General features: G+C 65.9%; 16 protein-coding genes. 12 read left to right on the top strand and 4 right to left on the bottom strand.

What is annotated here, in order from left to right; genetic code table 11:
- Positions 1 to 14 precede the first annotated feature (14 nt).
- The 3 genes from murJ to E2I15_RS17405 all read left to right on the top strand — a co-directional run bounded on the left by murJ (position 15) and on the right by E2I15_RS17405 (position 4,532).
- The gene (gene murJ, locus E2I15_RS17415) at positions 15 to 1,544 is read left to right on the top strand and encodes a murein biosynthesis integral membrane protein MurJ (protein ID WP_137480183.1); all 1,530 of its coding nucleotides are present in this window, start codon (positions 15 to 17) and stop codon (positions 1,542 to 1,544) included.
- A gap of 128 nt (positions 1,545 to 1,672) precedes the next feature.
- A complete protein-coding gene (locus E2I15_RS17410; RefSeq protein ID WP_137480181.1) occupies positions 1,673 to 3,982 on the top strand; it encodes a xanthine dehydrogenase family protein molybdopterin-binding subunit in 2,310 nt (769 codons plus the stop codon).
- Positions 3,983 to 4,085: 103 nt separating this feature from the next.
- A complete protein-coding gene (locus tag E2I15_RS17405) occupies positions 4,086 to 4,532 on the top strand; it encodes a c-type cytochrome (RefSeq protein ID WP_137480179.1) in 447 nt (148 codons plus the stop codon).
- 134 nt (positions 4,533 to 4,666) lie between these two features.
- Here the strand turns inward: E2I15_RS17405 and E2I15_RS17400 are convergent, their stop codons facing one another.
- The gene (locus E2I15_RS17400) at positions 4,667 to 5,089 is read right to left on the bottom strand and encodes a CHRD domain-containing protein (protein WP_137480177.1); all 423 of its coding nucleotides are present in this window, start codon (positions 5,087 to 5,089) and stop codon (positions 4,667 to 4,669) included.
- 165 nt (positions 5,090 to 5,254) lie between these two features.
- Between E2I15_RS17400 and E2I15_RS17395 the strand changes: the two genes are divergently transcribed.
- Complete coding sequence (locus E2I15_RS17395; RefSeq protein WP_137480175.1) at positions 5,255 to 6,184, top strand: c-type cytochrome; 930 nt, start codon at positions 5,255 to 5,257, stop codon at positions 6,182 to 6,184.
- A gap of 122 nt (positions 6,185 to 6,306) precedes the next feature.
- Here E2I15_RS17395 and E2I15_RS17390 read toward each other — a convergent pair whose 3' ends face one another.
- Positions 6,307 to 6,552 (bottom strand): Lrp/AsnC ligand binding domain-containing protein, encoded by a 246-nt coding sequence (locus E2I15_RS17390; RefSeq protein WP_137480173.1) that lies wholly within the window; start codon positions 6,550 to 6,552, stop codon positions 6,307 to 6,309.
- Positions 6,553 to 6,746: 194 nt separating this feature from the next.
- Between E2I15_RS17390 and thiD the strand changes: the two genes are divergently transcribed.
- The 4 genes from thiD (at position 6,747) to E2I15_RS17370 (ending at position 10,832) form a co-directional block, all read left to right on the top strand.
- Positions 6,747 to 7,544, top strand: coding sequence for a bifunctional hydroxymethylpyrimidine kinase/phosphomethylpyrimidine kinase (thiD, locus tag E2I15_RS17385; RefSeq protein ID WP_137480171.1), 798 nt, complete (start codon positions 6,747 to 6,749; stop codon positions 7,542 to 7,544).
- Between the two features lie 280 nt (positions 7,545 to 7,824).
- Complete coding sequence (locus E2I15_RS17380) at positions 7,825 to 8,637, top strand: UDP-2,3-diacylglucosamine diphosphatase (protein WP_026193024.1); 813 nt, start codon at positions 7,825 to 7,827, stop codon at positions 8,635 to 8,637.
- Positions 8,634 to 9,725: a glycosyltransferase family 4 protein gene (locus E2I15_RS17375; RefSeq protein WP_137480169.1), complete on the top strand. Its 1,092-nt coding sequence runs from the start codon at positions 8,634 to 8,636 to the stop codon at positions 9,723 to 9,725. Before E2I15_RS17380 ends, E2I15_RS17375 begins: the two co-directional genes overlap by 4 nt.
- 117 nt (positions 9,726 to 9,842) lie before the next feature.
- Complete coding sequence (locus E2I15_RS17370; RefSeq protein WP_016841247.1) at positions 9,843 to 10,832, top strand: threonine/serine dehydratase family protein; 990 nt, start codon at positions 9,843 to 9,845, stop codon at positions 10,830 to 10,832.
- Positions 10,833 to 11,052: 220 nt separating this feature from the next.
- Here E2I15_RS17370 and E2I15_RS17365 read toward each other — a convergent pair whose 3' ends face one another.
- Positions 11,053 to 12,354, bottom strand: coding sequence for a hypothetical protein (locus E2I15_RS17365; RefSeq protein WP_137480167.1), 1,302 nt, complete (start codon positions 12,352 to 12,354; stop codon positions 11,053 to 11,055).
- Between the two features lie 75 nt (positions 12,355 to 12,429).
- Here E2I15_RS17365 and E2I15_RS17360 point away from each other — a divergent pair, with 75 nt between their 5' ends.
- Complete coding sequence (locus tag E2I15_RS17360; protein WP_137480165.1) at positions 12,430 to 13,602, top strand: MFS transporter; 1,173 nt, start codon at positions 12,430 to 12,432, stop codon at positions 13,600 to 13,602.
- On the opposite strand, the gene dgcA is transcribed toward E2I15_RS17360, so the two are convergent.
- Positions 13,599 to 14,600: an N-acetyl-D-Glu racemase DgcA gene (gene dgcA / locus E2I15_RS17355; RefSeq protein WP_137480163.1), complete on the bottom strand. Its 1,002-nt coding sequence runs from the start codon at positions 14,598 to 14,600 to the stop codon at positions 13,599 to 13,601. The genes E2I15_RS17360 and dgcA overlap by 4 nt on opposite strands.
- Positions 14,601 to 14,741: 141 nt before the next feature.
- Here dgcA and E2I15_RS17350 point away from each other — a divergent pair, with 141 nt between their 5' ends.
- The 3 genes from E2I15_RS17350 to E2I15_RS17340 all read left to right on the top strand — a co-directional run bounded on the left by E2I15_RS17350 (position 14,742) and on the right by E2I15_RS17340 (position 17,646).
- The gene (locus E2I15_RS17350; RefSeq protein ID WP_137480160.1) at positions 14,742 to 15,875 is read left to right on the top strand and encodes an MlaE family ABC transporter permease; all 1,134 of its coding nucleotides are present in this window, start codon (positions 14,742 to 14,744) and stop codon (positions 15,873 to 15,875) included.
- Positions 15,876 to 15,877: 2 nt separating this feature from the next.
- Positions 15,878 to 16,648, top strand: coding sequence for an ABC transporter ATP-binding protein (locus E2I15_RS17345; protein WP_028338275.1), 771 nt, complete (start codon positions 15,878 to 15,880; stop codon positions 16,646 to 16,648).
- 131 nt (positions 16,649 to 16,779) lie between these two features.
- Positions 16,780 to 17,646 (top strand): MlaD family protein, encoded by an 867-nt coding sequence (locus E2I15_RS17340; RefSeq protein WP_018272595.1) that lies wholly within the window; start codon positions 16,780 to 16,782, stop codon positions 17,644 to 17,646.
- The last annotated feature ends 221 nt before the right edge of the window (positions 17,647 to 17,867 follow it).

Raw genomic sequence — 17,867 nt, 5'->3', positions numbered from 1 at the left:
GCTAGAAGCAGCGCATGCTTGGGCGCATCTTCACCGTCGGCGGCTATACCCTGCTATCGCGGGTCACCGGGTTCGCACGCGACATCATGCTCGCGGCGATCCTCGGTGCGGGGCCGGTTGCCGACGCCTTCTTCGTGGCGCTGCGGCTGCCCAACCATTTCCGCGCGATCTTCGCCGAAGGCGCCTTCAACGCCGCTTTCGTGCCGGCCTACGCCCATGTCCATGGCGAGCGCGGCGAGGCGTCCGCACGGCTGTTCGCCGACCGCATCTTCACGCTCCTGTTCGCCTCGCAGGTGATCCTGCTGGCGGTGGCGATGGCGTTCATGCCGCAGGCGATGAGCGTCCTCGCGCCGGGCTTCACCGAGGACGCGGCGCAGCGCAAGCTCGCGATCGAGCTGACGCGGATCACCTTTCCCTATCTGCTGCTGATCACGCTGGTGACGCTCTATGGCGGCATGCTCAACGTGATGCATCGCTTCGCCAGCGCGGCCGCGGCGCCGATCTTCCTCAACCTCGCCATGATGATGACGCTGGCGCTCGCGGCTTTCTTCCCCAGCGCGGGCCACGCCGCGGCATGGGGCGTGCTGATCTCGGGCTTCCTGCAATTCTTCCTGCTCGCCGGCGACCTCGCGCGCCACAGCGGCCTGCCGCGGTTCGCGCCCTTGCGGCTCGACGAGGACGTCCGCGGCTTCTTCCGCGCGCTGGGTCCGGCGACGCTGGGCTCGATGGGCACGCAGGTGGCGCTGTTCGCCGACACCATCATCGCGACCTTCCTCCCCGCAGGCGCGCTGTCGGCGCTGTATTATGCCGATCGCCTCAATCAATTGCCGATCGGCGTGATCGGGATCGCGATCGGCACCGTGCTGCTGCCGGAGATGTCGCGGCGGCTGAGCGCCGACGACCACGCCGGCGCGATGGCTGCACAGCGCCGCGCCTTCGATTTCACGCTGCTGTTCTCGGTACCGTTCGTGGCGGCGTTCCTGACCGTGGCCGATCCGATCATGCGCGCGATGTTCGCCCGCGGCGCCTTCTCCAAGGCCGATGCGGCAACCGCCGGCGCCACGCTCGCGGCCTATGCGGTGGGGCTGATTCCGTTCGTGATGATCCGCAGCGCGGTTGCGACCTTCTACGCCCGCAAGGACACTGCAACGCCGGTAAAAGCGGCGCTGACCGGGGTCGCGGTCAACGTCGCGCTGAAGATCGCGCTGGTCGGCACGCTGGCGCAGGTCGGGCTCGCGCTCGCGACCGCGGTCGGCGCCTGGATCAATCTGCTGCTGGTGCTGATGTTTGCCGTGCGCCGCGGCTACCTCGCGCTCGATCGCGCGATGATCCGCTCGTTCGGCACCTTCGCGCTGTGCGGGGTGCTGCTCGCGGTCGCGCTGTGGCTGACCTCGCATTTCGCTTATGTGTGGTTCGCGCCGATGCAGATCTTTCGTGATGAGCTGATCCTGCTGCTGCTGATTGCCGTCGGCGTCTTCGTCTATGCCCTCTCGATCCTCACGCTGTTCGGCCGCGGCTGGCTGTTCGCGCTGCGCCGCGTATAGTTTTACCTGTCAAATCAAGTGCATAGGAGGCGGCTGTGTGATAGCGCCGCGCGCGGCGGAAAGCGGTTTGCGCTTCGCCGACAACCACGCCAATATGCGCAAAACACACCAAGGCAATTGGAGAGACGATGGCAGCTCCCATCAAATTCGGCGTCGGACAAAGTGTGCGGCGCAAGGAGGACGACGCTCTGATTCGCGGCAGGGGCCGCTATACCGACGACGTTGCACCGTCTCCCGCATTGCACGCGCTGATGCTGCGTTCGCCGCATGCGCACGCGACCTATACGATCGATGCCGGCAAGGCCCGCGGCATGCCCGGAGTGGCGCTGATCCTGACCGCCGCCGACGTCGCCGAGCTCGGCGGCCTGCCGTGCCTGTTCAATCTCGAAACCGATCCGTTCACCGCTCCGCCTTATCCGATCCTCGCCAGGGACGAGGTGCGCCATGTCGGCGACGCGGTAGCCTTCGTGGTCGCCGATACCGTCGACCATGCCCGTGACGCGATCGAGGCGATCGACGTCAAATGGACGCCGCTGCCGGCCGCGGTCGGCCTCGTCAATGCGGTGAAGAAGGACGCGCCGCAGGTCTGGCCGGACAAGCCCGGCAATGTGCTGTTCGACGTCTCGATCGGCGACAAGAAGGCCGCCGAAGACGCGTTCGCCAAGGCGCATGCGGTAGCCGAGATCACCATCGTCAATCCGCGCGTCATCACCAATTTCATGGAGACGCGCGCCGCGGTCGCGGAATACGACGCCAAGAAGGATCATCTGACGCTGACGATCGGCAGCCAGGGCAGCCACCGCCTGCGCGAGATCCTCTGCGACATGATCCTGAAGATGCCGAAGGAGAACATGCGGGTGATCTGCCCGGATGTCGGCGGCGGTTTCGGCACCAAGCTGTTTCCCTATCGCGAATATGCGCTGATCGCGGTCGCCGCGCGCAAGCTCAAGAAGAGCATCAAATGGACGGCCGAGCGCTCCGACCATTTCATGGGCGACGCGCAGGGCCGCGACAATCTCACCACCGCGAAGATGGCGCTCGCCGAAGACGGCAAATTCCTCGGCATGGATGTCGACCTGATGGGCGACATGGGCGCCTATCTCTCGACCTTCGCGCCTTATATCCCGCATGGCGGCGCCGGCATGCTGCCGGGCCTCTATGACATCCAGGCCTTCCACTGCCGGGTCCGCACCGTGTTCACCAACACGGTGCCGGTCGATGCCTATCGCGGCGCCGGCCGCCCGGAGGCCGCCTATGTCATCGAACGCCTGGTCGATGCCGCCGCGCGCAAGCTCGGCATGACGCCGGACGCCATCAGGCGGAAGAATTTCATTCCGCCGAAGTCGCTGCCCTACACGACCGCGACCGGCAAGGTCTACGACTCCGGCGACTTCGTCGCGCACATGAAGCGCGCGATGGAGATTGCCAACTGGAAGGAGTTTCCGAAGCGCGCCAAGGCGGCCAGAAAGGACGGCCTGGTGCGGGGCATCGGCATGGCGAGCTATGTCGAGGTCTGCGGCACCATGGGCGAGGAGACCGCCAATGTGGCGCTCGATGCCAATGGCGATATCTCGGTCCTGATCGGCACGCAGTCGAGCGGGCAGGGCCACCAGACCGCCTATGCGCAGATCGTCGCCGAGCAGTTCGGCGTGCCGCCCGAGCGCGTCCATGTGCTGCAGGGCGATACCGACAAGATCGCGACCGGCCTCGGCACCGGCGGCTCGGCATCGATTCCGTCCGGCGGCGTCAGCGTGCAGCGCGCGACGCATGATCTCGGCAACAAGCTGAAGGAGCTCGCGGCGCAGGCGCTGGAAGCCGGCGCCGGCGACCTCGAAATCGCCGACGGCCGCATCCGCATCGCCGGCACCGACCGCTCGATCAGCTTTGCCGATCTCGCCAAACGCCCCGGCGGCGATACGTCGAAGATGAATGCGAGCGCGACCTTCGCTAGCGCCGACGGCACCTATCCGAACGGCACGCACCTCGCCGAGGTCGAGATCGATCCCGCCACCGGCATCATCAAGATCGTCAGCTACGTCATCGTCGACGATTTCGGCGTCACGCTCAATCCGCTGATGCTGGCGGGCCAGGTTCATGGCGGCGCGATGCAGGGCATCGGACAGGCGCTGATGGAGCAGGCGGTGTACAGCCCGACCGACGGTCAGCTCGTCACCGGCACGTTCATGGACTATGCGCTGCCGCGCGCCTCCGACGGGCCGTCCTTCGTGTTCGAGACCCATAACGTGCCCTGCACGACCAATCCAATGGGCGTGAAGGGCGCGGGCGAGGCCGGCGCGATCGGCTCGTGCCCGGCGGTCGTCAACGCGATCGTCGAGGGGCTGCATCGCGAGTACAAGATCGACCACATCGACATGCCGGCGACGCCGGAACGGGTCTGGATCGCGATCCGCGAGGCGCAGCGCCGCCACAATCTCTGATAAATTGTCGCAGGCGGAATGAAGATTCCGCCTGCGGTGTTTTGCAAACCAGGCCGGCCGCAGACCGCGGACCGGGACAGAGCGGAATTGAGGGGTTTTGCCGATGAAGCGGATTGTCGTCGTCGCAGCGATGCTTGCGTTGAGTGCCGGTGCCGTCGTGGCCCAACAGGATCAGGTCAAGAAGACCCAGGCCATGATGAAGGACAATGGCAAGAATGCGGGCGCGCTGGCGGCGATGCTCAAGGGCGAGAAGCCCTACGACCAGGCGACCGTCAATGCCGCGCTGGCCCAGTTCGAGGACACGGCCAAGCAGCTTCCGACACTGTTTCCGGAGAGCATGAAGGGCGTCAAGCTGGACGGTGACTATGCCCCTTCGCCAAAAATCTGGGAAGACAAGACGGGTTTCGCGCAGCAGGCAACGAGCTTCGCCAAGGCCGTCACCGATGCCAAGGGCAAGATCAAGGATGTGGATACCCTGAAGGTCGAATTGGGCCTGATCGGCAAGCAGTGCGGCGGCTGCCACGAGACCTATCGCCTCAAGAAGGGTTGATCGCCATTCGGCCCATCGTCGTTCGATCAATGAAAAGGGCGGACGCTTCGAGGCGTCCGCCCTTTTTTGTGTCGGCCGCTTCTTGTTGAAGCGACGTCGCGACGACGACTTCGTCAGGATGACTTGGTGACGGATTACTTCGTCACTTGGCCGCGGATCTCACCGCCCGGGTTGGCCGCGGTGTGAACGTTGACATAGTACTTGCCGGCGAGGAGATCGGCGGCCTGCGCGTCGGTCAGGGTTGCGCTGCCTTCGACCGGGCTCGATGTCGCGTTCGGGATGGCGACCGCGACACCGGAATTCTTGCCGGCCTCGGCGGGGCCGTGGAAATGCGCGGCGGTGGCCGGACCCGACAGGCCGGAATAGGTCAGCTTCCAGCTCAGCTTCTTGCTGGCGGCATCGTAGTCGATGTCGGCGGTGCCGGTGGCGGCGCTGGTATTCGGCGGCACTTCGCTCTTGCCATCCAGCTTCGCCGTGAACTTCTCGGCAAAGGCCGGACCGGCGAGGGCGATGGCGGCGCCGAGCGTCAGCGTGGCAAGCAAGGTCTTGTTCGACATGGTTCTCTCCCCTTTGACGTTACAGGATGGTTGCAATCTTCAAACAGCGGCTTTTCGGATTTATTCCCAAAATGATCGTGGGTGCGGCAAATTTGATGCGAGCTTGTCCGACGGGTTGCCATCATACTGGTTGCTACGATGACGCGACCAATGACGGATCGGCGAATGCTGCGACGAATTTTCCTCCTGGCGATTCTGGCCGGCGTAATCGGCCTTGGCGTGTTCTGGTGGCTGACGATCCCCGCGACCGTCGCCGCCGGCGCCCTGCCAGCCTATCAGCCTGACCTGGCCAACGGCCTCACAACGTTCAATGCGGGGGGATGTTCCTCCTGCCATGCCGTGCCGAAGCAGGACGACCGCACGAGGCTCGGCGGCGGGCTCGCGATCACCTCGCCGTTCGGTACCTTCTATGCGCCGAACATCTCGCCCGACCCGAACGACGGCATCGGCCGCTGGAGCGAGGCCGATTTCGTCACTGCGGTCATGAAGGGCACCTCGCCATCGGGCGCGCACTATTTCCCGGCGTTTCCGTACCCGTCCTATCAGCACGCCAAGGTCAGCGATGTGCGCGACCTGTTCGCCTATCTGAAGACCTTGCCGCCGGTCGCCGGCAAGGTGCGCGACCACGAGTTGCCGTTTCCGTTCAACATCAGGCGCAATGTCGGCGTCTGGAAATTGCTGTTCATGAACGGCAAGCCGTTCATCGCGGATGCAAGCCGCTCCGCGCATTGGTATCGCGGCGCCTATCTCGTCAACAGCTTCGGCCATTGCGCCGAGTGCCACAGCCCGCGCAATGTCCTCGGCGGCATCGTCACCGCGCAGCGCTTCGCTGGTGGTCCGAATCCGGAGGGCGAAGGCTGGGTGCCCAACATCACACCAAGGGGGATCTCGGACTGGAGTGTGAAGGATATCGCCTATTTTCTCGAGAGCGGCCAGACGCCGGACGGCGACTCCGCCGGTGGGGCGATGGTGCGCGTGATCCGCAACACCTCGCAACTGTCGTCGTCCGACCGCGACGCGATCGCCGAGTACATCAAGTCGCTGCCGCCGGTCGAGGGACCGCCGAAGCCGGTGAAGAAGGAGAAGGAGTCGTAAAGCGGGATGAGCTTTGGTTGAACCGGCTCGCCGCGGTTTCGGTTCACCTCTCCCAAGGGAGAGGTGAACTTTCGACGCCGTTCAAGCTCGATCCAATCTCATCATGCTCTCGTGGACGCGTCCTACTTCGCGCCGAACGCCTTGAAGGTGATGATGGTGAGGGTGTCCTGGATGCCCGGGATCACCTGAACCTTCTCGTTGATGAAATGGCCGATGTCGGTGTCGTGGTCGACGTAGAACTTGACCAGAAGGTCGTAATTGCCCGCGGTGGAATAGATCTCGGACGCAATCTCGGCCTCCGCCAGCGCGTTGGCGACGGCGTAGGACTGGCCGAGCTTGCATTTGATCTGGACGAAGAAAGGAACCATCAAAGTCGTCTCCGGGGATTTCCGCGACTATAGGCCCAAAACGGGCGACCAAGGCAAGGGGCGAGGCAAGGGGGCAAGGCGAGGCCAACCCGCGCTAAAGTCAGGCGAACTTGCCGTCGATCCGCGGTCGGGCTAGGACAGGCCATGGTCTTGTTCGCGATGGTCGCATTCGTATCAACCGCCGGTTCTGCTAGATGACGCCGGTCGCGCTCACCATTGCCGGCTCGGACTCCTCGGGCGGGGCGGGCATCCAGGCCGACCTCAAGAGCTTTGCCGCGCTCGGGGTGTTCGGGGCGTCTGCGATCACGGCGCTGACCGCGCAGAACACCACGGGGGTCAGCGGCATTCATCCGGTGCCCGCGTCATTCGTCACCGCCCAGATCGATGCGGTGTTCTCCGACCTCGCGGTCGGCGCGGTCAAGATCGGCATGGTGGCACAGGCCGAGACGATTGCGGCGATCGCCGACGGGCTGATGCGCTGGGCGCCGCGTCATGTCGTCCTCGATCCGGTGATGGTCGCAACCTCGGGCGATCGGCTGCTTGCCGCCGAGGCGGTCGATGCGCTGAAGACCCTGCTGTTTCCGCTGGCCTCGCTGATCACGCCGAACCTGCCGGAAGCGGCGGCGCTGCTCAACGAGCCGGTTGCCGAGAGCGAGGCCGACATCGAGCGACAAGGCAAGCGATTGCTGGCGATGGGTTGTCGCGCGGTGCTGGTCAAGGGCGGCCACGGCCACGGCGTTGACAGCATCGACTATCTGATCGACGCCGAGCGTAGCATCGCGCTGGCTGCGCCGCGCATTGCGACCGCCAATACGCATGGCACCGGCTGCTCGCTGTCCTCGGCAATTGCAGCAGGGCTCGCGAAGGGCGAGAGCATGGAGACCTCCGTGCGCAACGCCAAGGCCTGGATCACCGAAGCAATCGCCGCTGCCGATCGTTTTGCCGTCGGCCACGGCCATGGGCCGGTGCATCACTTTCACAAATACTACTGAAAGTATCGTAGCCGTGTAGCCCGGATGGAGCCAACGGGTCGCGCGAACGCGCGCCGGTTGGCTCCATCCGGGCTACGCACCGCGCGCGTCGTTCCATCGCGTTACGCAGCCACACAACGCCTCTTCCCCACAGCCGCGACCGCCGATGTCGCCAGATTGTCGCACGCTGCTGTTATCCGCAGGGCAGGGGCGTACTGCTGATTCTCGTTAACTGTTTGTGGGGCCTTGGGTCGCGGGGATCGTCATCGCCTTGTCACAGGAATCTGTTAGGTGCACAGGCATGGGAAGTGACTCCTTGAGTGAAGAAAGTCCCGAGCGGCACTTTCGCACTTTGTTTATCTCCGATGTCCATCTCGGAGCCCGCGGTTCGCAAGCCGACCGCCTGCTGGACTTCCTCCGCTCTCACGATGCCGACACGATCTACCTCGTTGGTGATATCGTCGACGGCTGGGCGCTGAAGTCGAACTGGTACTGGCCGCAGACCCATAACGATTTCGTGCAGAAGATGCTGCGCAAGGCGCGCAAGGGCGCCAAGGTGATCTACGTCCCGGGCAACCACGACGAGTTCCTGCGCAAATATTACGGCACGCATTTCGGCGGCATCGACGTGGTGGAGAACACCGTCCACACCGGCGCCGACGGCAAGCGCTATCTCGTGATCCACGGCGACATCTTCGACCTCGTGGTGCAGAACGCGCGCTGGCTCGCCCATCTCGGCGACAAGGCCTACGACTTCGCGATCCAGATGAATCGCTTCGTCAACTTCTTCCGCAAGATGTTCGGCGTGCCGTACTGGTCGCTGTCGCAATGGGCCAAGCTGAAGGTCAAGAAGGCGGTGAACTATATCGGCGCCTTCGAGGCGACGCTTGCCGGCGAGGCGCGGCGCCACGGCTGCGACGGTGTGATCTGCGGCCACATCCACTACGCGACGATTCATGACGAGCACGGTATCCGCTACATGAATTGCGGCGACTGGGTGGAGAGTTGCACAGCGCTCGCCGAGCATGAGGACGGCCATTTCGAGATCATCACCTGGACCGACCCGGTGCGCCGGATCGCGCCAGTTCCGCGAGTGACGGCACGCGCTGCATGACGCATATCCTGGTCGCGACCGATGCGTGGCATCCCCAGGTCAACGGGGTTGTCCGCACGCTGACCATGATGGCACAGGCGGCGAAATCGCTCGGCGTCGAGGTGAGCTTCCTGACGCCGGACGAGTTCCGCACCTTCGCGATGCCGAGCTATCGCGATCTCCGGCTGGCGCTGCCGTACCGGGCCAAGGTCGCAAGTCTGATCGAGGCTGCGAGGCCCGACAGCATCCATATCGCGACTGAGGGGCCGATCGGGCTTGCGGTGCGCCGCTACTGCCGCAAGCGCGGCCTGCCGTTCACGACGAGCTTCCACACCCGCTTCCCCGAATACGTCTCGGCGCGGACGCCGGTCCCGGAGGCCTGGGTGTGGCGCGCGCTGCGCTGGTTCCACAGGCCGAGCCGCGCGGTGATGGCGGCGACCCCGGCGCTGGCGGCCGAGTTGCGTCAGCGCGGCTTCCGCAACGTGGTGCTGTGGTCGCGCGGCGTCGATACTGCGCTGTTCCATCCGCGCGACGTCGATCTCTGCCTGCCGCAGCCGGTCTATCTCAGCGTCGGCCGGGTGGCGGTGGAGAAGAATCTGGACGCCTTCCTCGAGCTCGATTTGCCGGGAACCAAGGTCGTGGTCGGCGACGGCCCGGCGCGGGCGGCGCTGGAGCGGAAATATCCGGACGCCGTGTTCCTCGGCGCCCGCCATGGGGAAGAATTGGCTGAGATCTACGCCGCGGCCGATGTGTTCGTTTTCCCGAGCCGGACCGATACGTTCGGTCTGGTGCTGCTTGAAGCGTTGGCGAGCGGCCTGCCGGTTGCCGCTTTTCCGGTCACCGGTCCCCGCGACGTGATCGGCGCGGCGCCGGTCGGCGTGCTCGATGAGGATTTGCGCCATGCCTGCCTGGAGGCGCTCAGCATCCCGCGGCAGGCCTGCGTCGATTTTGCTGCGCTCCACACCTGGCAGGCGTCGGCCCGGGTGTTCATCGACCGTTGCATGAACGTCCGTCCCGCGCCGCCGGATGGCGAAGGGGAAGCGTTCGAATTCGGTGCCGAAGAGCACCATTTCGCCGTCCTGCCGGCACCACAGCCAAACTCACGCTAGTTGGGTCACGCAAGCTTGTTTTTGACGCGTTTTCTTCACGCGAACCGGTCCCCACTTCACTCGAAAACGCTATGAAGCGTCTTGCCCGCCAGCCTGCTGCCGCGATACAAATTGCGAATGACGGACACCGTTCTCAATCCACCCGTCGCTGCCGCGGACATCGATGCCGCCGCAAGGGTGGTCGCGCCGTTCGCGGTGCGCACGCCGCTCCTGACCTTCCCCGTTCTCAACGAACGCGTCGGCAGCCAGGTTTTCCTCAAGCCCGAAATGCTGCAGCGGACCGGATCGTTCAAGTTTCGCGGCGCCTTCAACAAGCTCGCCTCGATCCCGCAGGACAAGCGGAGCGGTGGCGTCGTCGCGTTCTCCTCGGGCAACCACGCCCAGGGCGTCGCCGCGGCGGCCAAGATCCTCAACATGCAGGCGACCATCGTGATGCCTGCGGACTCGCCGATCACCAAGCGCGAGCGCACCAAATCCTATGGCGCCGAAGTCGTGCTCTACGACCGCGATCGCGACGACCGCGAGGCGATCGCCAACGGCATTGCCGGCAAGCGCGGCGCGACCTTGGTGCGCCCCTACGACGATCCCTTCGTGATCGCGGGCCAGGGCACCGCCGGCCGCGAGATCGCCGAGGACATGGCCGCGCTCGGACTGACGCCCGACATCGTGGTCGCGCCGGCGTCGGGCGGCGGATTGATCGCCGGCGTCGCAACCGCGGTGAAGGCGAAATATCCGCAGGCCCAGGTGATCGTCGCCGAGCCCGCGGGCTATGACGACCACGCCCTGTCGCTCAAGGTCGGACATCGCGAGGCGCATCCGGTCGCGGCGCGCACCATCTGCGATGCGCTGATGGCGATGATGCCGGGCGAACTGACCTTCGCCATCAACAGCAAGCTGCTCGCAAATGGCGTCAACGCCACCGATGACGAAGTCGGCGCCGCCGTCGCCTTTGCCTACCGCGAGCTGAAGCTCGTGGTCGAGCCCGGCGGCGCGGTCGGACTCGCCGCGCTGCTCGCGGGACGGATCGACGCCAAGGGCAAGAACGTCGTCATCGTGCTGTCGGGCGGCAATGTCGACGCCGACCTGTTCGCGAAACTCGTTGCCTGACGCCGGGTTAGGCACCGATGCTGCCGCGGCACATGAGCTGGCTCACGTTGCGTGTGCGGGGCATGAATGCTTCGCGCGCCACGCATCATGCGCGGGCTTGACCCGCGCATCCATCTCAAAGGAAGCTCTTGGTCGATGGATTGCGGGGGCGCAGGCGAGCTGAGCGACGCCGTCCTTTGGACGGCTATGCCCGACAATGACGAAGTGCGGACGTCGGCGCTTACGAGAAGAACGCGATCCTCTCGGCCTGGCTCATGCGGCGGATCGGCGCGAGCGGGTCGTTGGCCGCAGCACTCGGCCTTTTCAGAAGACCACTGGCGATGATCGTCGAGCCGAGTGAGACCTCCGCTGCTGGAACAGCAGCCTCAACGGCGGGCGGGAGAGGCGGCGGCATCACCAGAGTTTCGGCAATCGGCGCTGCGGCCAGCGGTGGCGGCTCGATCTTGACTTCGGCCCTGACCTCGACCTGCGACGCGGGCGCCGGTGCAGGCTCGGGCTGAATGGCGGGCGCAACCATTTCGGGCTCGGCCGTCATCGCCTCGGCGACGCCCATCGCTTCCGCGATGCGCATCTCCTCGGCGGCGCGCATTTCCTCCGCGATCGCCTCTTCGTCGATCGGATCGGGCGCGCCCATCTCCATCGCGATCAGGTCGAGCACCGCCTCGTCATGGGCGTCGGCCGCCGCTTCGTTGCTGACGCGGGCGAGTTCTGCGGCCTCGGCTTCGGCCAGCGCGGCTTCAGCCTTGAGCCAGGCCTCGCTCGGCTGTGGCATCACGGCCGTAGCGGCCTCAGGGGCGGGAATCGCGGCTTCGACGTTCGACACGGCAGCGGCCTCCTGAGGCGGCGCTGGCGGCGTAGCGGCCATATCGGGGGCTTCACTTTCGACCACCGGTGGCGGCGCAGGGGCCGCTGGCGGCGGCTCCGCAACCGGCGCCTCGGCCACATCTGGCTCGGCCGCAGGCGTCGCCGCCTTGTCCGGATCGAATTCGCTCAGGCGGCGTGCCAGCGCAGCGAAGGCGGCATCCAGCACGGCCTTGGCATCGTCCATCGAGACCTCGGCGGCGCCAGCCTCGATCGCGCTGACCTGCGAATCGATGATGTCGCAGATCCGGCCGTCATTGCCGATCTCGCGCAGCCGCCACGAGATCTCCCTGATCACCCGCACGCCCTTGCGCACCGGCGCGAGGCTCTGCTCGAAGCTGATGCCGTCGAGCGCGGCGATGGCGGAGGCCTGGGCGGCTTCGATTGCGCCGCGCAGGGCGGCCAGCGCCTGCGCCACCTGCTCGTCCCTGATCGCCGCTGCGGCGGCTTGCCGCTGCGCGCTGAGGCTTTCCTCGATCCGCGCCACCGCATCGAGCACCATGCGGGTATCGGCATTGCGGTTGCGCTTGGCGTATTCGCCGAGGAACCAGCGGCCCCGCGAAGTCTCCATGAAGGCCGCGCTGATCGCGGCATAGTCCTCCTCGCTCGGCAGGGCCGCGCGGGCGGATATCGGCGACAGGGCGAATGCTTCTTCGGCCATCACAATCTCTCCGCGCAAATCACTGCGCGTTACGCTAACGATCACCACGATATCGCGCGAATCGCAATTGAATTGATGTCTTCCGAATCACAAATCCCCATTGCAGCAAAGGTTGCATCGCGGCGATTCGCGCGCAGCCTTGCGGCATTCTATGCCACGCTGTTCGGCATGACCGGCGTTCACCTGCCGTTTTTCACGGTGTGGCTGAAGGCGGTCGGCATCGACGCCACCTGGATCGGCATCATCACCGCGGTGCCGCCGGTGACGCGTTTCACCGTGCTGCCGCTGGTCACCGCGGCGGCGGAACGGCGCCAGATGCTGCGCGGGGCGATCATCGCCACCGGATTCGCCACCGCGTTCGGCTTTGCCGTGATCGGCACCCAGCACCAGGCGTTCGTGCTGCTGGCGATCTATGCGCTGACCTGCTGCGTCTGGACGCCGATGGTGCCGCTCACCGACGCCTATGCGCTGCGCGGCGTCAGGCAATTCGGCCTCAGCTACGGACCGCTGCGGCTGTGGGGCTCGGCCGCCTTCGCGGTCTGCGCGCTGCTGTGCGGCTTCCTGCTCCGCTATGTCGCGGAGGTCGACCTGATCTGGATCATCACGGCCGTGACGGTGCTCGGCGCGCTGGTCGGGCTGACGCTGCGGCCGCTGGGCCGTCCAGCGGCTGCCGTCACACCTGCGGCCGGCGCGCCAAAACTGCTGCGCAATCCCACCTTCCTCGCCATCATCGTATCCTCGGCGCTGATCCAGGGCAGCCACGGCGCCTATTACATCTTCGCATCGATTGCCTGGCAGCAGGCCGGCTTCAGCGGCCTGACGATCGCGTGTCTCTGGGTGCTCGGCGTGATCGCCGAGATCGTGCTGTTTGCGGCCTCGCCGCGCTTCACTCTGCCGTCCGCTGTGCTGGTGATGATCGCAGCCTCCAGTGCCGCGGCGCGCTGGGCGATTACCGCGCAGGACCCGCCGCTTGCGGTGCTTGCCGTGGTCCAGCTCGGACACGGGCTGAGCTTCGGCCTGACGCAGGTCGGCATCATGGGCCTGATGGTGCATCACGTGCCGGTTCACGTGATGGCGCGCGCGCAAGGCTATCTCACGGCCTGCGGCGGCATTGTCGCCAGCACCACCGCGATCGTCAGCGGCACGGTCTATGCGCGCTTCGGGCTCGGCGTCTACGACATGATGGCCGCAATGGCGGCCACGGGCGGGCTCGTGATGTGGCTGGCGCGCAAGCGTCTCACCGATTAGCCCCAGAGCGCGGCGTCGGGCGGATAGACCAGGCTGCCCTCGTAGCGCAGGCCGTGGTCGCGGTCCCTGGCCAGCAGCAGCGGGCCGTCGAGATCGATGAAGCGCGCGGCTTGCGCGATCAGCATCGCCGGTGCCATCGCCAGCGAGGTCGCGACCATGCAGCCGATCATGATCTCGAAGCCGAGCGCACGGGCGGCATCCGCCATCGCCAGCGCTTCGGTCAGGCCGCCGGTCTTGTCGAGCTTGATGTTGACGGCGTCATAGCGGCCGCGCAGGCCGGCAAGCGAGCCGCGGTCGTGCACGCTCTCGTCGGCGCAGATCGCAACCGGGCGCCGGATCCGCGCCAGCGCCTCGTCCTTGCCCGCCGGCAGCGGCTGCTCGATCAGGGTGACGCCGGCATCGGCGCAGGCCGCGAGATTGGCGGCGAGGTTGTCCTCGGTCCAGGCCTCGTTGGCGTCGACGATCAGCTCGGATCGAGGCGCCGCCTTGCGCACGGCGGCGATCCGTGCGCCGTCGCCATCGCCGCCGAGCTTGATCTTGAGCAGCTGACGATGCGCAGCCTTCGCGGTGGCCTCCGCCATCGCCTCGGGCGTTCCGAGCGAGATCGTATAGGCGGTGGCGCGCGGCTCCGGCGCGGGCCGGCCGAGCAGGTTCCAGATCCGTTTGCCGGCGCGTTTGGCCTCAAGGTCCGCCAGCGCGCAATCCAGCGCGTTGCGGGCGGCGCCGGCGGGCATCCGCTCCTGCAAGGCGATGCGGTCCATGCCGCCGGCGAGCGGCGCCTGCATCGCCTGGATCGCCTGCAGCGTCGCCTCGGGCGTTTCGCCATAGCGCGGGTAGGGCACGCATTCGCCGCGGCCAGTGCGGCCGCCCTGGCTTACCTCGGCGACCACGACGACGGCCTCGGTCTTGGCGCCGCGGCTGATCGTGAAGGTCCCCGCGATCGGCCAGCGCTCGATCCGACCGGTCAGGGAAATCGCTCCGGATGGGGTGGAAGTCATTTTAAAGTCTACTATTTCCTGAACCGTAGCTTGCGACGCGCAGCCAACTATGGCTGGTTAGCGGCAGATTCGACAAGCCGATCCGGCAGCGCCGGAGATCAGCGTTAGCGGCAGCCAGCCGGCTTGAGGGGTAGGCAAAAGGTGAGCGGCGACCCGACACTGGAGCGGATAGCCCAAGGCGAAGGACTGGCGTTGTGTGCGGCGGGCAACTGGACCGCCCGCTTTGCCCCTGCGCTCGAGCGGATCGTCTCCGACGCGGAGAAGCTGCGCGGCAGCCGGCCGCACATCTTCATCGACGTGTCGCAGGTCGCGAGCCTCGACACCTTCGGTGCCTGGCTGATCGAGCGGCTGCGCCGCAGCCTCAGCGACGCCAGCGGGGAAGCCGAGATCGCGGGCCTGTCGGCCAACTATTCCAGCCTGGTCGACGAGGTCCGCCGCGTCGGCCCCGCGCCCAGGGTCGTCGGCGACCCGCTGTCGATATCAGGCATGCTCGAGCAGATCGGGCGCACCGTGGCCGGGATCGGCGGCACGATCATCGGCCTCGTCGACATGCTCGGCGCGGTGCTGGCGGCCTCCGGCAAGGTGCTGATCCATCCGCGCAGCTTCCGCCTGACCTCGACCGTGCATCACCTCGAGCAGGTGTGCTGGCGCGCGGTGCCGATCGTGGTGCTGATCACCTTCCTGATCGGCTGCATCATCTCGCAGCAGGGCATCTTCCATTTCCGCAGGTTCGGCGCCGACATCTTCGTCGTCGACATGCTGGGCGTCCTGGTGCTGCGCGAGATCGGCGTGCTGCTGGTCGCGATCATGGTCGCGGGCCGTTCCGGCTCGGCCTATACCGCCGAGCTCGGCTCGATGAAGATGCGCGAGGAGATCGACGCGCTGCGCACCATGGGCTTCGATCCGATCGAGGTCCTGATCCTGCCGCGCATGCTGGCGCTGGTGCTGGCGCTGCCGATCCTGGCCTTTCTCGGCGCGATGGCCGCGCTCTATGGCGGCGGCCTGGTGGCCTGGCTCTATGGCGGCGTCGATCCGGAGGCCTTCCTGCTCCGCCTTCGTGATGCCATATCGATCGACCATTTCATCGTCGGCATGGTCAAGGCGCCCGTCATGGCGGCGGTGATCGGTATCGTCGCCTGCGTCGAAGGCCTGGCGGTACAGGGCTCGGCGGAGTCGCTCGGACAGCACACCACCGCCTCGGTGGTGAAAGGGATCTTCTTCGTGATCGTGATGGACGGCGTGTTCGCGATCTTCTTCGCTTCGATCGGGATGTGATCATGGCGGAAGAGGACAACGACGCCATCATCCGGGTCCGCGACATCACGGTTCAATTCGGCAACACGCGGGTGCTCGACGGCCTCAACCTCGACGTCAGGCGCGGCGAGATTCTCGGCTTCGTCGGGCCCTCGGGGGCCGGCAAGTCGGTGCTGACGCGCACCATTATCGGGCTCGTGCCGAAGGTCGCCGGCCGCATCGAAGTGTTCGGCGTCGATCTCGACGCGGCGAGCACCTCGCAACGCCGTGCCGTCGAGCGCCGCTGGGGCATCCTGTTCCAGCAGGGCGCGCTGTTCTCCTCGCTCACGGTGCGCCAGAACATCCAGTTTCCGGCGCGCGAATATCTGCGCGTCTCGCAGCGGCTGCTCGATGAGATCATGGTGGCGAAACTCGTGATGGTCGGGCTGAAGCCGGAAGTCGCCGATCGTTATCCGTCGGAATTGTCGGGCGGCATGATCAAGCGCGTCGCGCTGGCGCGCGCACTCGCGCTCGATCCCGAGCTCGTGTTTCTCGACGAGCCGACCTCGGGTCTCGATCCGATCGGCGCCGGCGAGTTTGACGAGCTGGTGCGCACCCTGCAGCGCACTTTGGGGCTGACCGTTTTCATGGTAACCCACGACCTCGACAGCCTTTACACCGCGTGCGACCGCATCGCCGTTTTAGGGAACGGTAAGATCATTGCTGCAGGATCGATCGCCGACATGAAGGCATCGCAGCATCCATGGCTGCAGCAATATTTCAACGGCAAGCGCGCCCGTGCCGTTGTGGCCTAGCCCATGATCCCGAAACCTGGAGCCGATTTTCGGACGAAATCATGCGCCAACAGGGAATTCGACGGGTTCGAGCGCAGCCGGCTGCGCGAGGGCCCAAGAGTGATTCCAAGAGTGATTAACGCGAGTAATTGATGGAAACGCGGGCGAACTACGTCTTGATCGGGGCTTTCACGCTGGCGGTGATCGCCGCCGCGTTCGGCTTCGTGCTCTGGTTCCAGAGCCTGCACACCACCAAGCAGCGCAGTCCCTTGCGGGTGATCTTCGAAGGGCCGGCGTCAGGCCTGCGCAACGGCGGCAATGTCAATTTTAACGGTATTCGGATAGGGGAGGTGGTCTCCGTGAAGCTCGACAACCCGCGACGCGTGGTCGCGCTGGCGATGATCGAGAACAACGCACCGCTCCGCAAGGACACCCTGGTCGGTCTCGAGTTCCAGGGGCTCACCGGCGTCGCCGCGATTTCGCTCAAGGGCGGCGAGGAGGCCGCCCCGCCGGTGCCGCTGGACGAGGACGGCATCCCGGTTCTGACCGCCGACCCGAATGCGTTGCAGGACGTCACCGAGGCGATCCGCGCCACCCTGCAAAACGTCAACCGCATTGTCGCTGACAATCAGCAGTCGGTGAAGAATTCGCTGAAGAATCTCGAGGTCTTCACCCAGGCGCTGGCGCGCAATTCCGAGAAGATCGACAACGTCATGCTCAAGGTCGACGGTGTGATGGGCAAGGCCGACAGCCTGATGCTGGGCCTCAATGCGATCGCGGGCGGCAACAATGGCAGCGAGCTGAACCTGATGGTGAAGTCGATCCGCGAGCTCGCCGAGGATCTCGACAAGCGCTCCAATCTCCTGATCAACGACGGTCGCAGGACGCTGTCCGATATCAGCCGCGCGGTGAACAATTTCGACCGCAACCCGAGCCGGGTGATCTTCGGCGGCAGCAACAACGCCGCACCCGAGCCCGCGCCGGCTCCGGCGGCACCCGGGCCGCGGCGGCGGCAGTAGTGAACGTCGTGGGCGAATAGCGAGTAGGGTTCGCTAGCGAGCGGATCCGTCATTGCGAGCGAAGCAACTCGTAGCCAGGATGGAGCGAAGCGTAATCCGGGGTCAACTCCGCGGCGGCACTGCCCCGGATTTCGCTGCGCTCCATCCGGGCTACGGCTCGTTGCATTCGCGTGACCGCGGCTGAGCCGGCCGGCTGCGAACCCAATTCCGAGCCCAAAACA

It is taken from the genome of Bradyrhizobium sp. BR2003, assembly GCF_009720285.1.
Taxonomy (GTDB): domain Bacteria; phylum Pseudomonadota; class Alphaproteobacteria; order Rhizobiales; family Xanthobacteraceae; genus Bradyrhizobium; species Bradyrhizobium elkanii.
This window is presented reverse-complemented; position numbering and strand designations above follow the sequence as displayed.

Coding starts and splice junctions, on each gene's coding strand:
- murJ (WP_137480183.1), top strand. CDS start 15: ATGCTTGGGCGCATCTTCACCGTCGGCGGCTATACCCTGCTATCGCGG.
- E2I15_RS17410 (WP_137480181.1), top strand. CDS start 1,673: ATGGCAGCTCCCATCAAATTCGGCGTCGGACAAAGTGTGCGGCGCAAG.
- E2I15_RS17405 (WP_137480179.1), top strand. CDS start 4,086: ATGAAGCGGATTGTCGTCGTCGCAGCGATGCTTGCGTTGAGTGCCGGT.
- E2I15_RS17400 (WP_137480177.1), bottom strand. CDS start 5,089: ATGTCGAACAAGACCTTGCTTGCCACGCTGACGCTCGGCGCCGCCATC.
- E2I15_RS17395 (WP_137480175.1), top strand. CDS start 5,255: ATGCTGCGACGAATTTTCCTCCTGGCGATTCTGGCCGGCGTAATCGGC.
- E2I15_RS17390 (WP_137480173.1), bottom strand. CDS start 6,552: ATGGTTCCTTTCTTCGTCCAGATCAAATGCAAGCTCGGCCAGTCCTAC.
- thiD (WP_137480171.1), top strand. CDS start 6,747: ATGACGCCGGTCGCGCTCACCATTGCCGGCTCGGACTCCTCGGGCGGG.
- E2I15_RS17380 (WP_026193024.1), top strand. CDS start 7,825: ATGGGAAGTGACTCCTTGAGTGAAGAAAGTCCCGAGCGGCACTTTCGC.
- E2I15_RS17375 (WP_137480169.1), top strand. CDS start 8,634: ATGACGCATATCCTGGTCGCGACCGATGCGTGGCATCCCCAGGTCAAC.
- E2I15_RS17370 (WP_016841247.1), top strand. CDS start 9,843: ATGACGGACACCGTTCTCAATCCACCCGTCGCTGCCGCGGACATCGAT.
- E2I15_RS17365 (WP_137480167.1), bottom strand. CDS start 12,354: ATGGCCGAAGAAGCATTCGCCCTGTCGCCGATATCCGCCCGCGCGGCC.
- E2I15_RS17360 (WP_137480165.1), top strand. CDS start 12,430: ATGTCTTCCGAATCACAAATCCCCATTGCAGCAAAGGTTGCATCGCGG.
- dgcA (WP_137480163.1), bottom strand. CDS start 14,600: ATGACTTCCACCCCATCCGGAGCGATTTCCCTGACCGGTCGGATCGAG.
- E2I15_RS17345 (WP_028338275.1), top strand. CDS start 15,878: ATGGCGGAAGAGGACAACGACGCCATCATCCGGGTCCGCGACATCACG.
- E2I15_RS17340 (WP_018272595.1), top strand. CDS start 16,780: ATGGAAACGCGGGCGAACTACGTCTTGATCGGGGCTTTCACGCTGGCG.